The sequence below is a fragment of the Pseudomonas sp. Sample_21 genome (assembly GCF_004307525.1).
Lineage (GTDB): Bacteria > Pseudomonadota > Gammaproteobacteria > Pseudomonadales > Pseudomonadaceae > Aquipseudomonas > Aquipseudomonas atacamensis.
The window spans coordinates 62802-76706 of the sequence record NZ_RCNZ01000126.1; the positions used below are offsets into that span (position 1 = coordinate 62802).

12 protein-coding genes are annotated in these 13905 nt (G+C 61.2%); 6 read left to right on the forward strand and 6 right to left on the reverse strand.

What is annotated here, in order from left to right; all coding sequences use genetic code 11:
- Window positions 1-210 precede the first annotated feature (210 nt).
- From D8U71_RS24565 to D8U71_RS24585, 5 genes are all read left to right on the forward strand, one after another.
- Entirely contained in the window at window positions 211-1638 is a 1428-nt protein-coding gene (locus tag D8U71_RS24565) for a di-heme oxidoredictase family protein (RefSeq protein WP_130888883.1), read from the forward strand.
- Between the two features lie 27 nt (window positions 1639-1665).
- Window positions 1666-2730 carry an imelysin family protein gene (locus tag D8U71_RS24570; RefSeq protein ID WP_056789978.1) on the forward strand — a complete coding sequence of 355 codons (1065 nt, stop codon included), beginning with the start codon at window positions 1666-1668 and terminating at the stop codon, window positions 2728-2730.
- A gap of 14 nt (window positions 2731-2744) precedes the next feature.
- Window positions 2745-3845 carry a DUF1513 domain-containing protein gene (locus tag D8U71_RS24575; protein WP_122706492.1) on the forward strand — a complete coding sequence of 367 codons (1101 nt, stop codon included), beginning with the start codon at window positions 2745-2747 and terminating at the stop codon, window positions 3843-3845.
- A 252-nt stretch (window positions 3846-4097) separates the two neighbouring features.
- Entirely contained in the window at window positions 4098-5246 is a 1149-nt protein-coding gene (locus D8U71_RS24580) for an efflux RND transporter periplasmic adaptor subunit (RefSeq protein ID WP_073473130.1), read from the forward strand.
- Between the two features lie 13 nt (window positions 5247-5259).
- The gene (locus D8U71_RS24585) at window positions 5260-8286 is read left to right on the forward strand and encodes a multidrug efflux RND transporter permease subunit (RefSeq protein WP_130888884.1); all 3027 of its coding nucleotides are present in this window, start codon (window positions 5260-5262) and stop codon (window positions 8284-8286) included.
- Between the two features lie 254 nt (window positions 8287-8540).
- Here D8U71_RS24585 and D8U71_RS24590 read toward each other — a convergent pair whose 3' ends face one another.
- The 5 genes from D8U71_RS24590 to colR all read right to left on the reverse strand — a co-directional run bounded on the left by D8U71_RS24590 (window position 8541) and on the right by colR (window position 12265).
- Window positions 8541-8768: a hypothetical protein gene (locus D8U71_RS24590; RefSeq protein WP_041479852.1), complete on the reverse strand. Its 228-nt coding sequence runs from the start codon at window positions 8766-8768 to the stop codon at window positions 8541-8543.
- Window positions 8769-8770: 2 nt separating this feature from the next.
- Window positions 8771-9487 carry a lipopolysaccharide kinase InaA family protein gene (locus tag D8U71_RS24595; protein WP_130888885.1) on the reverse strand — a complete coding sequence of 239 codons (717 nt, stop codon included), beginning with the start codon at window positions 9485-9487 and terminating at the stop codon, window positions 8771-8773.
- Window positions 9488-9490: 3 nt separating this feature from the next.
- Window positions 9491-10159, reverse strand: coding sequence for a class I SAM-dependent methyltransferase (locus D8U71_RS24600; protein WP_110646279.1), 669 nt, complete (start codon window positions 10157-10159; stop codon window positions 9491-9493).
- Between the two features lie 149 nt (window positions 10160-10308).
- Window positions 10309-11592 (reverse strand): HAMP domain-containing sensor histidine kinase, encoded by a 1284-nt coding sequence (locus D8U71_RS24605; protein WP_125917700.1) that lies wholly within the window; start codon window positions 11590-11592, stop codon window positions 10309-10311.
- Complete coding sequence (gene colR, locus D8U71_RS24610; RefSeq protein ID WP_016773421.1) at window positions 11582-12265, reverse strand: two-component system response regulator ColR; 684 nt, start codon at window positions 12263-12265, stop codon at window positions 11582-11584. Before colR ends, D8U71_RS24605 begins: the two co-directional genes overlap by 11 nt.
- 209 nt (window positions 12266-12474) lie before the next feature.
- Here colR and D8U71_RS24615 point away from each other — a divergent pair, with 209 nt between their 5' ends.
- Window positions 12475-13218 carry a phosphatase PAP2 family protein gene (locus tag D8U71_RS24615; protein WP_024014149.1) on the forward strand — a complete coding sequence of 248 codons (744 nt, stop codon included), beginning with the start codon at window positions 12475-12477 and terminating at the stop codon, window positions 13216-13218.
- Between the two features lie 190 nt (window positions 13219-13408).
- Here the strand turns inward: D8U71_RS24615 and D8U71_RS24620 are convergent.
- The coding region (locus D8U71_RS24620; protein ID WP_277751622.1) for a TCP-1/cpn60 chaperonin family protein at window positions 13409-13905 on the reverse strand (497 nt) is incomplete at its 5' end.

Sequence of the window (13905 nt, forward strand, 5' to 3'; positions counted from 1 at the left end):
CCTGTGGGAGCGAGCCTGCTCGCGAAGGCTTGATCCGGCGCAGCATTTACAGCGCGTCGGGCATCGCTTTCGCGAGCAGGCTCGCTCCCACAGTGTTGGCATGCGCTTCAAGGCTTGCGCGATATCAAGCAAACGATAATTCCTCTTATTCAAACTCCCCCGCCCTGTTAGACTTTGCGCCTTTGTTTTCGCCCGTTTGCAGGATGTCTGATGCTGTCGTTGCCGCTTCGCTTGTCCGCACTGTTGCTGGCCCTGGGCCTGAGTGCCTGCGATGACGCCCCGCGTTTCACCAAGGCCGAGCCGGGGGAAGCGCGTTCGGGCGGTGCGGCGACTGTGCGCAAGAGCGATCAGAACGCCTTTTCCCTGCCATCGGCCAACCTGCCGCCGTCGCGGCGCGTGGATTTCAGTGTCGGCAACAGTTTCTTTCGCAGCCCGTGGGTGATCGCACCATCGACCACCACGGCGCGCGACGGCCTCGGCCCGTTGTTCAATACCAACGCCTGCCAGAACTGCCACATCAAGGACGGTCGCGGGCATCCGCCGGCACCTGACGCATCCAATGCGGTGTCGATGCTGGTGCGCCTGTCGATTACCGACGCGCCGCAATACGCCAAAGTCATCGAACAGCTCGGCGTGGTGCCGGAGCCGGTGTATGGCGGGCAGTTCCAGGACATGGCTGTGCCCGGCGTCGCCCCGGAAGGCAAGGTGCGGGTCGACTACACGCCGGTGCCGGTACGCTTCAAGGACGGCACTGAAGTCGAGCTGCGCAAACCGACCCTGCAGATCACCCAACTCGGTTACGGCCCGATGCACCCGGACACGCGTTTTTCCGCGCGGGTGGCGCCGCCGATGATTGGTCTGGGCCTGCTCGAAGCGATCCCCGAGGAGGCGATCCTCGCCAACGCCGCCGCCCAGGCGAAAGAGAACAATGGCATCAACGGCCGGCCCAACCAGGTCTGGGATGACCAGTTGCAGAAGACCGTCATCGGCCGGTTCGGCTGGAAAGCCGGGCAGCCGAATCTCAATCAACAGAATGTTCACGCGTTCTCCGGTGACATGGGCCTGACCACCAGCCTGCGGCCGTTCGACGATTGCACCGAGGCGCAAACCGCCTGCAAACAGGCGCCGAACGGCAATGGCCCGGACGGCGAACCGGAAGTCAGCGACAACATCCTGCGGCTGGTGCTGTTCTACAGCCGCAATCTGGCAGTGCCAGCGCGCCGTGGCGTCAACGATCCACAGGTGCTGGCCGGCAAGAATCTGTTTTTCCAGGCCGGTTGCCAGTCGTGCCACACGCCGAAATACACCACTGCCGCCGATGCCGCCGAACCGGAATTGGCCAATCAGGTGATTCGTCCGTACAGCGACTTGCTGCTGCATGACATGGGCGAAGGCCTGGCGGACAACCGCACGGAATTTCAGGCCTCCGGCCGCGACTGGCGCACCCCGCCGTTATGGGGGATTGGTCTGACGCAAGCGGTCAGCGGTCACACCCAGTTTTTGCATGACGGCCGCGCACGCAACCTGCTCGAAGCGGTGCTCTGGCATGGCGGCGAAGCGACGGCGGCGCAGCAACAGGTTTTGTCTTTCAATGCCGAGCAGCGCGCTGCGTTGCTGGCGTTTCTGAACTCACTTTAAATACTGAAAAAACATCGGGAGCCCGACATGTTCCGTCCCAAGTTACTGTTCACCAGCCTTGCCGCGCTCGCCCTCGGCGCCTGCTCGCCGCAGGACCCGCAAGCGGTCACTTCGGCGGCGATCGCCAAATCGGTGATCCTGCCGACCTACACCCGTTGGGTCGAAGCCGACCGGCAACTGGCGGTCAGCGCCCTCGCCTACTGCCAGGGCAAAGAGACCCTGGAAACCGCCCGTGCCGATTTCCTTCACGCGCAGAAAGCCTGGGCCGAGTTGCAACCGCTGTTGATCGGGCCGCTGGCCGAGGGCAATCGTTCGTGGCAAGTGCAGTTCTGGCCGGACAAGAAAAACCTCGTCGGCCGTCAGGTCGAGCAACTGGTCGTCGCCCAGCCGCAGATCGATGCCGCCGCACTGGCCAAATCCAGCGTCGTGGTGCAGGGCCTGTCGGCTTACGAATACATCCTGTTCGACGCCAAGCCTGACGTCGCCAACGACGCGCAAAAAGCCAAATACTGCCCGCTGCTGATCGCCATCGGCGAACGCCAGAAGCAACTGGCCGAAGAGATCCTGCAGGGCTGGAACAACACCGACGGCATGCTCGCGCAGATGAGCAAGTTCCCCAACCAGCGCTACGCCGACTCCCACGAAGCGATCGCCGATCTGCTGCGCGTACAAGTGACGGCACTGGATACCCTGAAGAAAAAACTCGGCACGCCAATGGGCCGTCAGAGCAAAGGCGTGCCGCAGCCGTTCCAGGCGGATGCGTGGCGCAGCCAGTCGTCGCTGACCGCACTGGAAGCCAGCCTAGCCGCGGCCAAAACCGTCTGGGAAGGCGTCGACAACAAAGGCCTGCGCGGTCTGCTGCCGGCCGAACAGAAGCCGTTGGCGGACAAGATCGATGCCGCTTATGCCGCTTCGCTGAAGTTGTTCGACAGCACCCAGCGTTCGCTCGGCGAAATGCTCGAGGACGACGCCGGTCGCCAGCAACTCAACGATATCTACGACAGCCTCAACGTCGTCCATCGCCTGCATGAAGGCGAGCTGGCCAAGGCGCTGGGCATCCAACTGGGCTTCAACGCCAACGACGGTGACTGATGAGGGCGAGTGCCATGCTGCGACGTCAGGTTCTGACTTTAGGTAGTGCACTGCTGGGAGCAGTGACGCTGGGCGGCTGGACGCTGTTCAAACGCAAGGATCAGAGCCCGCTGCTGCTGTCGGCGCGTGACGATACTGACGGCAAGCATTACGCCGTCGGCTATCGGCTCGACGGTACGCGGGTGTTCGCCACCCACGTCGGCCAGCGTTGTCACGACATCATCAACCACCCGACGCAGCCGCTGGCGCTGTTCGTTGCACGGCGTCCGGGTACCGAGAGTTACCTGATCGACCTGCGCGACGGCACGTTGCTGCAGACCGTGACCTCGCAGCCGAACCGGCACTTCTACGGCCACGCCGTGGTGCACAAGGACGGCGAATACCTGTACGCCACCGAGAATGACACGAGCGATCCCGGGCGTGGCCTGCTCGGCGTGTACAAGTTCGAGGGCGAACGGCTGGTGCACACGGGCGAGATTTCCACTCACGGTCTCGGCCCGCATCAGGTGTCGTGGATGCCCGACGGCGAGACGCTGGTGGTGGCCAACGGCGGCATTCGCACCGAGGCGGAAAGCCGCGTCGACATGAACCTCAACGCCATGGAGCCGAGCCTGGTATTGATGCAGCGCGACGGCACGTTGCTGAGCAAGGAAACCCTCGCCCAGCAGATGAACAGCGTGCGCCACCTGGGCATCGCCAGTGACGGCACAATCGTTGCCGGTCAGCAATTCATGGGGCCGTCCCACGAGCGCTCGGAGCTGTTGGCGATCAAGCGCCCCGGACAAGCGTTCGTGGCGTTCCCGGTGGCCGAGCAGCAGTTGCAGGCGATGGGGCACTACACCGCCAGCGTCGCGGTGCACAGCGACCTGCGTCTGGTCGCGTTGACAGCGCCGCGCGGCAATCGCTTCTTTATCTGGGATCTGGACAGCGGCGAACTGCGCCTCGATGCGCCTTTGCCTGATTGCGCCGGCGTTGGTGCGGTAAAGGATGGCTTTGTCGTGACCTCGGGTCAGGGCCGTTGCCGTTACTACGATTGCCGGCAGGAACAGCTGCTGGCCAAGCCGCTGGAATTGCCGGCGGGGCTCTGGGACAACCATCTGCACTTGATGGCCTGACAACAAGTCCCGTGGCTGACAATCAACCTGTGGCGAGGGGATTTATCCCCGTTGGGTGGCGCAGCCGCCCTTAAAACTGCAATTGCGGTATGACTGAAGGATTCAGGGGGCCGCTTCGCAGCCCAACGGGGATAAATCCCCTCGCCACAGGGTTCATATCCGGCCTTCACGTAATAACTGCCAGTTGGAATCCCCACCTGACTCGGAGTAATGTGCCCGCCTGTCTCATGATTTATCCAAGGAAATGGAAATATGCTGCGTCGCCGCATGCTGATCATGTTGGGTGTTGTTTTGCTGATCGTCCTGGTACTGGGCGGATACAAAGCCTTTTCGATCTACACGATGATCCAGGGCTTTTCCAAGCCCAAGCCGCCGATCAGCGTCGCCGTGGCCACTGCCGGCGAACAGCCGTGGCAGATGCGCCTGCCCACCGTCGGCACGCTCAAGGCACTGCAAGGTGTCGACTTGAGTCTGGAAGTCGCCGGCACCGTCACTGAACTCAAATTCGAATCAGGGCAGAAGGTCAAGGCCGGGCAACCGTTGCTGCAACTCGACAGCGCCGTGGAAACCGCCCTGCTCGAAACCGCCAAGGCTGATCTGGGCCTGGCGCAACTGGACTTCGGCCGTGGCGCGCAACTGGTCGACAGCCGCGCGATCTCCAAAGGCGAGTACGACCGCCTCTCCGCCGTGCTGCAAAAGAACAAGGCCACGGTCAATCAGCTCAACGCGTCGCTGGCGAAAAAGCGCATCCTCGCGCCATTCAGCGGCACCATCGGCATCCGCCAGGTCGACGTCGGCGACTACCTCGCCAGCGGTACCAAAATCGCCACGCTGCAAGACTTGAGTAGCCTCTACGCCGACTTCTACGTGCCGGAACAAGCGGTGCCGAAACTCGCTATCGGTCAGCCCGTGCAGTTCACCGTCGCCGCTTATCCGGGGCAGAACTTCGTCGGCAAGATCAGCGCAATCAACCCGATCGTCGAAAGCACCACGCGCAACATCCTCGTCCGCGCCACCCTCGCCAACCCCGACGGCAAACTGTTGCCGGGCATGTTCGCCAGCCTTGAAGTGCTGCTGCCCGATCCACAGAAGCACATCGTCGTGCCGGAAAGCGCGATCACCTACACCCTGTACGGCAACTCGGTTTATGTGGTCGGGCAGAAGAAGGCCGAGGACGGCAGCGTCGCCAAGGATGAAAACGGCCAACCGCTGCTGATCGCCGAACGTCGTTTCGTCGAGACCGGTGAACGCCGCGATGGCCTGGTGATGATCAACAAGGGCGTGCAGAGCGGCGAACAAGTGGTGACGGCGGGCCAGATCAAACTGGACAACGGCGCGCATATCGCCATCAGCGACGACAAGACCCTCGGCGAGCAGAACAGTCCGCCCCGCGCCGACTGATCAAGGAATTCCCATGGCTTTTACCGATCCGTTCATTCGCCGCCCGGTGCTCGCCACCGTGGTCAGCCTGCTGATTGTGCTGCTGGGCTTCCAGGCCTGGAGCAAGCTGCCGCTGCGCCAGTACCCGCAAATGGAAAACGCTCTGATCACAGTGACCACGGCTTATCCCGGGGCCAACGCCGAAACCATTCAGGGCTACATCACCCAGCCGATGCAACAGAGCCTGGCCAGTGCCGAGGGCATCGATTACATGACTTCGGTGAGCCGGCAGAACTTCTCGGTGATTTCGATTTACGCGCGCATCGGCGCCAACACCGACCGCTTGTTCACCGAACTGCTGGCCAAGGCCAACGAGGTGAAGAACAAGCTGCCGCAGGACGCCGAAGACCCGGTGCTGAGCAAGGAATCCGCCGACGCTTCGGCGCTGATGTACATCAGTTTCTTCAGCAAGGACCTGAGCAACCCGCAGATCACCGACTATCTGTCGCGGGTCATCCAGCCAAAACTGGCGACGCTGCCGGGCATGGCCGAAGCAGAAATTCTCGGCAATCAGGTGTTCGCCATGCGCCTGTGGCTCGACCCGGTGAAACTCGCCGGCTTCGGCCTCAGCGCCGCCGACGTGAGCGCTGCGGTGCGCCAGTACAACTTCCTCTCCGCCGCCGGCGAGGTGAAAGGCGAGTACACCGTCACCAGCATCAACGCCAACACCGAACTGAAATCCGCCGAGGCCTTCGCGGCGATTCCGCTCAAGGTCGATGGCGACAGCCGTGTGTTGCTGCGTGATGTCGCGCGGGTGGAAATGGGCGCGGAAAACTACGACTCGATCAGCTCGTTCGGCGGCACGCCGTCGGTGTACATCGGCATCAAGGCCACCCCCGGCGCCAACCCGCTGGACGTGATCAAAGAAGTGCGCAAGCTGATGCCCGAGCTGGAAGCACAGCTGCCGCCGAACCTGAAAAGCGAAATCGCCTACGACGCGACATTGTTCATTCAGGCCTCGATCGATGAGGTGGTGAAAACCCTGTTCGAAGCGGTGCTGATCGTCATCGTCGTGGTGTTCCTGTTTCTCGGCGCTCTGCGTTCGGTAGTGATCCCGGTGGTGACCATTCCGCTGTCGATGATCGGCGTGATGTTCTTCATGCAGATGATGGGTTACTCGATGAATCTGCTGACGCTGCTGGCCATGGTGCTGGCCATCGGTCTGGTGGTGGACGATGCGATCGTCGTGGTGGAAAACATCCACCGACATATCGAGGAAGGCAAGACGCCGTTCGATGCCGCCCTGGAAGGCGCGCGGGAAATTGCCATGCCGGTGGTGTCGATGACCATCACCCTGGCGGCGGTGTATGCGCCGATCGGTTTCCTCACCGGGCTGACCGGAGCGCTGTTCAAGGAGTTCGCCCTGACCCTGGCCGGCGCAGTGGTGATTTCCGGCGTCGTAGCCCTGACGTTGTCGCCGATGATGTGCGCGTTTCTGCTGCGCCACGAAGAGAATCCCAGCGGCCTGGCCCATCGCCTCGACCGCGTCTTTGAAGGCCTCAAGCGCCGTTATCAAAGCATGCTCCACGGCACGCTCAATACGCGGCCGGTGGTGCTGGTGTTTGCGGTGATCGTGCTGTGCCTGATTCCGGTGTTTCTCAAGTTCACCAAGTCGGAACTGGCCCCGGACGAGGATCAAGGCATCATTTTCATGATGGCCAGCGCACCGCAGCCGACCAACCTCGACTACCTGAGCACCTACACCGACGAATTCATCACCATCTTCAAAGAGTTTCCCGAGTACTACTCATCGTTCCAGATCAACGGCTACAACGGCGTGCAGGCCGGTATCGGCGGCTTCCTGCTCAAGCCATGGAACGAGCGCAGCCGCACGCAGATGGAAATCCTCCCCGAGGTGCAGAGCAAACTGGAGAGCATTCCCGGCCTGCAGATCTTCGGTTTCAACCTGCCCTCCCTGCCCGGCACAGGTGAGGGTCTGCCCTTCGAATTCGTGGTCAACACCGCCAATGACTACGAGCTGCTGCTGCAAGTCGCCGAGCGCATCGAGAAACGCGCCATGGAGTCGGGCAAGTTCGCCTTCGTCGACCTCGATCTGGCGTTCGACAAGCCGGAAGTAGTCGTGGATATCGACCGCGACAAGGCTGCGCAGATGGGCGTGTCGATGCTCGACCTCGGCAGCACGCTGGCGACCTTGCTCGGCGAGGCGGAAATCAACCGCTTCACCATCGACGGGCGCAGCTACAAGGTCATCGCCCAGGTTGAACGGGCCTACCGCGACAACCCGGACTGGCTGAACAATTACTACGTGAAAAACACCCAGGGCGAATTGCTGCCGCTGTCGACCTTGATCAAGGTCAGCGACCGCGCACGACCGCGCCAGCTCAATCAGTTTCAGCAGCTCAACGCGGCGAAGATTTCCGGTTTCCCGCTGGTGAGCATGGGCGAAGCCATCGACACCGTGCTGCAGATTGCCCGCGAAGAAGCACCGGCCGGCTTTGCCTTCGACTACGGCGGTGCCTCGCGCCAGTACGTGCAGGAAGGCAGCGCATTGTGGGTCACGTTTGCCCTGGCGTTGGCGATCATCTTTCTGGTGCTGGCCGCACAGTTCGAAAGCTTCCGCGATCCGCTGGTGATTCTGGTGACCGTACCGCTGTCGATTTGCGGGGCGCTGATTCCGCTGTTCCTCGGCTGGTCGAGCATGAACATCTACACCCAGGTCGGGCTGGTGACGCTGATCGGCCTGATCAGCAAGCACGGCATCCTGATCGTCGAATTCGCCAACCAGTTGCGCAAGGACAAGGGTTTGAGCGCCCGTGAAGCCGTAGAGGAAGCAGCGGCAATTCGCTTGCGCCCGGTGCTGATGACGACGGCGGCAATGGTGTTCGGCATGGTGCCGCTGATTCTGGCCACCGGTGCGGGCGCCGTGAGCCGCTTTGATATAGGCATGGTGATTGCGACGGGGATGTCGATCGGCACGTTGTTTACGCTGTTCGTGCTGCCGTGTGTTTACACGTTCCTGGCGAAACCGGACCGCAAATAACACGCATCACGCTGTGGGAGCGAGCCTGCTCGCGAATGCGGTATTTTGATCGTTCCCACGCTCTGCGTGGGAATGCAGCTCGGGACGCGGAGCGTCCCATTGGAACGCGGAGCGTCCTTTGAGGCGTTCCCACGCAGAGCGTAGGAACGATCAAGCAAGATCAAAAGATCGCAGCCTTCGCCAGCTCCTACACAATCCGTATTCCAAAAAAAGGCCTCGCAACTGCGAGGCCTTTCATTTGGGCTTCAATCGTTTCAACTGGCTGGCCTCATTCCCTGAGACAGTCCGAACATGAACAACAGCAAATCATGATCGGGCTGGGTCGCCACGGAGGCTTTCGCCACCCGTGGAACCGAACAATGAGCGTCGTTCCCGGACGCTCCTATGACCTGCATGCGCGGCTGCTCCCAGGCAGCCACCGCCAGTGAAGCAACTGCCAAGGCCCCGATCAGGAACAAACCTCGTGCAATTTCGAGTTTCATCGCTATAAACCTTTGATAGCGCTGCCAAACGCCGTCTCATAAAAGTAGACGAGTTTTTTCCAGTCGGCATCGCGGAACGACGAATGGCGACGCAGTTGCTTCATGTCATGCTGCGCGGCGCGATAGGGTGTCAGACGCTGGCGGCACTTCTCCAGATCGATCAACGCCACTTCAACCTGCGCCGTTTCACCTTCACCGGTGACGCGCACGAAAACGTGTTTGATGTAGATGCAGCTGTGCTGCCAGCGGCCCTTGTGCATGCGCGCCAGGTTCTCGGCGAGGTCCTTGAGGACTTTCTCGTAGACCACGTCGCCACATTGATCGCGACCACCGGCAGCGGCCAGCCAGTGTTCCAGTTCCTGAAAACCGTCGAGGGATTTGGTGACAAGCAGTGCGCGCCATTTGTGCTGCGGATCCGGCTGAGCGCCGCAAAAGACGATCTGCGGTACGCGTACGCCGAGTTTGCTTACGCCAGTCAGGGCATCGAGTTCGCGCAATACGGTCGGGCGACCGAAGGGGTGCAACCAACTGCGATAGATGTGCCCGGTCTGGCGCTTGGCGTACAAGAGCTGACCGTCACGGTCGACGATGCGCTGCACCCCGCTTTCGCCACCACGGCGCACATTGGGCTCTTCAACCCATTCGCCGCGCTGGTTCCAGTAATAATCGAAACGATCCTGGGGAGCGACATCCGCTTCAACCGCTGCTTGCACTGCCATCCTCTACCTCTTGCGTAATACGTAAACTCGCCACATCGCATAGAGCGGTATGAAGTCCAGTTGTTCCTGAATGCGGAAACCCGCCTGTTCAAATTCTTTCTCGATCATCGCCGCCGGAATCAGAAATCGATTCTGGTAATCATGACTTGGCCGATCCCGCTCGGCACGCTTGCGCTTCCAGGCCTTGAAATTGCCGTCAACCCACAACGAAACAATCACGCTGTCACGGGTCACCCGCTCGAACTCGCGCAGGATCACCCGGCGGTGCTCGGCCTCGCCGATGTGGTGCAACAGACGCATGCAAAAGATGCTGTCGACCGAGTTATCCGGCAGAGCGATATCGAATGCCGAGGTGTGCAGCGGTTGTACACGCTTGACCACATCGGCTGGCTGCCCTTGCAGCGCGGTCTTGATCATCGACTCGGAATTGTCCGCGCCGATGATCACCCGGTTGGGCTTCTCCGCGAGCATTGGCCAGAAACGCCCGGCACCGCAGGGCAGATCCAGCACCAGCCCGGGATCTCCCGCCAGCGCCAAGGCCTTGCGACCGACTTGCTCATCGCGCCAGTGCGACAGGCGGCGACCGAGGCTTTGCTGGTGCTTGCGCAGATATCGTTGTGCGTGTTGGTCGTCGTACTTTTCGGAAAAATCGAGCTTGATCGGGCCGGCCATCATCTGGACTCCTGTTCTGATGACGCCACCTTAAGCAGCGGCGTGTCAGCGTCAGGTCATCCAATTGTGAAAATTCTGTCAGGTAAATCTGCAAAGTATTACAACGTTATACAGGATTCAGACAGGTGGGCGGGAGTAGCCTCGATCCACTATTTGCTGGCATTCACGCCAAGATCTACCTCGAATCGGCAGCCATTGGGCTCCATCGTGCTCAAACTGACCGTCCAGCCCTGGTTTTCGCAGATACGCTGGACCAGCGACAGGCCCAAGCCGAGACCCTCGCCACGTTTCTCGCTACCGCGCACAAACGGCTCGAACATCGCCTCGCGTTTTTCTTCGGGAATACCTACTCCCGAGTCCTCGACGACAAAACCGTTGGCAGTGAGGGTAAGGCGAATGAAACCCTCTTCGGTGTAATGCAGTGCGTTACGCAGCAAGTTGCCCATCACCGCATTGAGCAAGGTCGCGTTGTAACGAGTGTCCGGTGGATTGCCCGGCTCGAACATCAGCGTCAGGCCCTTGCGCTCGATCGGTTCGCGCCACAGGCACAGCAGGCTTTCGGCTACTTGCGTGAGGTTCTGCTGCGGCGCGGCGCCGGCCTCTTCGTTTTGTGCGCGCGCCAGCATCAGGAAGGTCTGCACCAGTTCGCGCATCTCCTCGCTGGCCCGGGCAATGCGCTCGACCTGGGCGCGACCGCGCTGATCGAGACCGGGGTTTTCCAGCAGCAGTTCGCAGGAACTGGCGAGGACCATCAGCGGCGTGCGCAATTCGTGGCTGACGTCGCTGGTGAACAAACGCTCGCGGTTCAGCGCCTGACGCAAGCGCCCCAGGGTGGCATCGAACGCCACCGCCAGTTCACCGACTTCATCCGCCGCATAATCCGGCGCCAGGGGCGGCGCCAGCCCGAGCAACTGGTCGCGATGCCGAACCTGCCGCGCCAGGCGCACCACCGGCGCCATCACCTTGCGCGCGAGCACCCAGCCGAGAAACACCGCCAAGGCCAGGCTGAGCACGAAGCCCACCAGCACCACGGCAAACAGCACGCGCTCGCGCTCTTCGAAATCGCTCTGGTCCTGCAGCAAGACATAACGCCGACCATCCACCACTTCGACCATGGCGTGATAGGACAGCTGCTCGCGAAAGACCTCGTGGAAACCGGCATCGAGGTGACGCAGATCCTTGGGCAGGTCGAAATCCCCCGGCCCGCCACTGAAATAGAACAACTGATCCGGCTCGGGGCGATGGCTCCAGTCGGAGACGTTGTCCATCAGCAGCAAACGTTGCAGATCGCCGCCCAGCCCTGCGGAAATCAGTTTCTCTTCCACCAGATGCACCGTTGCAACGATGCCCATGGCGAAGGCGCCGGCGACCAGTGCGCTCATCAGCGCAAAGGCGATGATGATCCGCTGGGAAAGACTCTGCTTAAACTCCATCTCGCCCCTCGGCCAAGCGATAACCGACACCGTGCACGGTGTGCAGCAGTGGCTTGGCGAATGGCTTGTCGATCACCTGGCGCAACTGGTGAACATGGCTGCGCAGGCTGTCGCTGTCGGGGCAGTCATCGCCCCACAGCGCTTCCTCGAGAATCTCCCGACGCAGCACGTGCGGGCTCTTCTGCATCAGCACTGCGAGCAGCTTGAGGCCAACCGGGTTGAGCTTGAGCAGCTTGCCTTCGCGGGTCACTTCCAGGGTGTCGAGGTCGTAGCTCAGGTCACCGACCTGCAACGCCCGGCGACCGCCGCCCTGAGCGCGGCGCATGACCGCTTCGACGCGGGCGGCCAGCTCGGACAGCGCAAACGGTTTGATCAGGTAATCGTCGGCGCCGGACTTGAAGCCTTGCAGCCGGTCGTCGAGTTGATCGCGGGCGGTGAGCATGATCACCGGCGTGTCACGCCGGGCGTCTTCGCGCAGGCGTTTGCACAAGGTGTAGCCGTCGATGCCGGGCAGCATGATGTCGAGCACGATCAGGTCGTAATGCTCGGTGGCCGCCAGATGCAGACCGGACAAGCCGTCTTGTGCGCAATCGACGGTATAGCCTTTCATGCCCAGGTAATCGGCCAGATTGGCCAGGATGTCACGGTTGTCTTCGACCAGCAGAATTCGCATGGACATCTCCTCCGAACGGGGTAACGGCCGTCTTGGCCCGCGCAGCTTACGGCCAAGTGTGGCTCAGGGCTAGGGGCGTTTTTCGATAAACCTGCGCTGCGCGCGCTGCGACGTTTTTTTCACTTTCGGTTAACAAATCGCCGACGCCAGCGCGCGCAGACTCCGCGCGATTACGCTCTCTCCTCCGTTCATCGACCAAGGAACCTGTCATGGTGTCGACCTCTGCCCTTCCCGCTTCAAGACCGCTGAACTGGTGGTTGTGTCTGGGCATTCCCGCAGCGGCGGCGATCATTCTGCTGTTGCTCGAACTGACCGATCTGGACATGGTTCTGGCGCAAATGTTCTACGACCCGGTCGCCGGGGATTTCATCGGGCGGCACAGCTATTTTCTTGAAGACATCCTGCATGACCGGGCGAAACAGCTGGTGATCGGCTTCTCGGTGTTTGCCATTCTGGGTTTCATCGGCGCGTTTTTCATCGAACGGCTGAAACCGTTCAAGCGCGAACTCGGTTGCCTGGTGCTGTCGCTGGGGCTGGCGACTTCGTTTGTCACTCCAGTCAAAGCCGTCACTGCCGTGCAATGCCCGTGGAGCCTGGAGCAATTCGGCGGTCACGAGACCTACAGCAAACTGATGGAGCATCGCCCCGCCACGGACAAGCCGGGACGTTGCTGGCCGGGTGGCCATGCGGCGACCGGGTTTACGTTGTTTGCGTTGTTCTTCGTGTTGCGTGACCGCCGTCCACGACTGGCGCGGCAGGCGTTTGTGTTCGCCTTTGCGCTGGGCTCGGTGTTCTCGATCAGCCGCATGATGCAAGGCGCGCACTTCTTCTCGCACAACGTGTGGACGGCGATTTTCTGCTGGCTGATTTGTCTGGGGGCTTATTACTGGGTGCTGTATCGCCCGGCTGGCAAGACTTCGACGGCGATGAACACACAGCCGATCAACGCCTGAAATAAACAACCTGTGGGAGCGAGCCTGCTCGCGAATTGGCGGCTCAACTGGCTTGCATGTCGGATGACAGACCGCTTTCGCGAGCAGGCTCGCTCCCACAGGGGGATACCAGTGAGCTTCGAAATTGGGGCAATAAAAAACCCCGCTGACTTTCGCCAGCGGGGTTTTGCGTTACAGGGCCAGGGCTGGCTTACATCATGCCGCCCATGCCACCCATGCCGCCCATGTCTGGCATACCGCCGCCAGCTGCACCTTCTTTCTTCGGTGCGTCGGCAACCGCTGCTTCGGTGGTCAGGATCAGACCGCCGATGGAGGCTGCAGCTTGCAGAGCCGAACGGGTTACCTTGGTTGGGTCCAGGATGCCCATTTCGATCATGTCGCCGTATTCGCCGGAAGCAGCGTTGTAACCGAAGTTACCTTTGCCGTTCTTCACTTCGTTCACGACTACGCTTGGCTCGTCACCGGAGTTGGCAGCGATCTGACGCAGCGGCGCTTCAACAGCGCGACGCAGCACAGCGATACCGACGTTCTGGTCAGCGTTGTCGCCGGTCAGCTCGGTCAGTGCTTCCAGAGCACGGATCAGCGCCACGCCACCGCCAGGTACCACGCCTTCTTCAACGGCTGCGCGGGTTGCGTGCAGGGCGTCTTCAACGCGGGCTTTCTTCTCTTTCATTTCAACTTCGGAAC

Bases quoted from the DNA above. Each gene is read 5' to 3' on its own strand.
- D8U71_RS24570 (WP_056789978.1), top strand. From the start codon at position 1,666: ATGTTCCGTCCCAAGTTACTGTTCACCAGCCTTGCCGCGCTCGCCCTC.
- D8U71_RS24575 (WP_122706492.1), top strand. From the start codon at position 2,745: ATGCTGCGACGTCAGGTTCTGACTTTAGGTAGTGCACTGCTGGGAGCA.
- D8U71_RS24585 (WP_130888884.1), top strand. From the start codon at position 5,260: ATGGCTTTTACCGATCCGTTCATTCGCCGCCCGGTGCTCGCCACCGTG.
- D8U71_RS24605 (WP_125917700.1), bottom strand. From the start codon at position 11,592: ATGGAGTTTAAGCAGAGTCTTTCCCAGCGGATCATCATCGCCTTTGCG.
- D8U71_RS24595 (WP_130888885.1), bottom strand. From the start codon at position 9,487: ATGGCAGTGCAAGCAGCGGTTGAAGCGGATGTCGCTCCCCAGGATCGT.
- D8U71_RS24580 (WP_073473130.1), top strand. From the start codon at position 4,098: ATGCTGCGTCGCCGCATGCTGATCATGTTGGGTGTTGTTTTGCTGATC.
- colR (WP_016773421.1), bottom strand. From the start codon at position 12,265: ATGCGAATTCTGCTGGTCGAAGACAACCGTGACATCCTGGCCAATCTG.
- D8U71_RS24590 (WP_041479852.1), bottom strand. From the start codon at position 8,768: ATGAAACTCGAAATTGCACGAGGTTTGTTCCTGATCGGGGCCTTGGCA.
- D8U71_RS24565 (WP_130888883.1), top strand. From the start codon at position 211: ATGCTGTCGTTGCCGCTTCGCTTGTCCGCACTGTTGCTGGCCCTGGGC.
- D8U71_RS24615 (WP_024014149.1), top strand. From the start codon at position 12,475: ATGGTGTCGACCTCTGCCCTTCCCGCTTCAAGACCGCTGAACTGGTGG.
- D8U71_RS24600 (WP_110646279.1), bottom strand. From the start codon at position 10,159: ATGGCCGGCCCGATCAAGCTCGATTTTTCCGAAAAGTACGACGACCAA.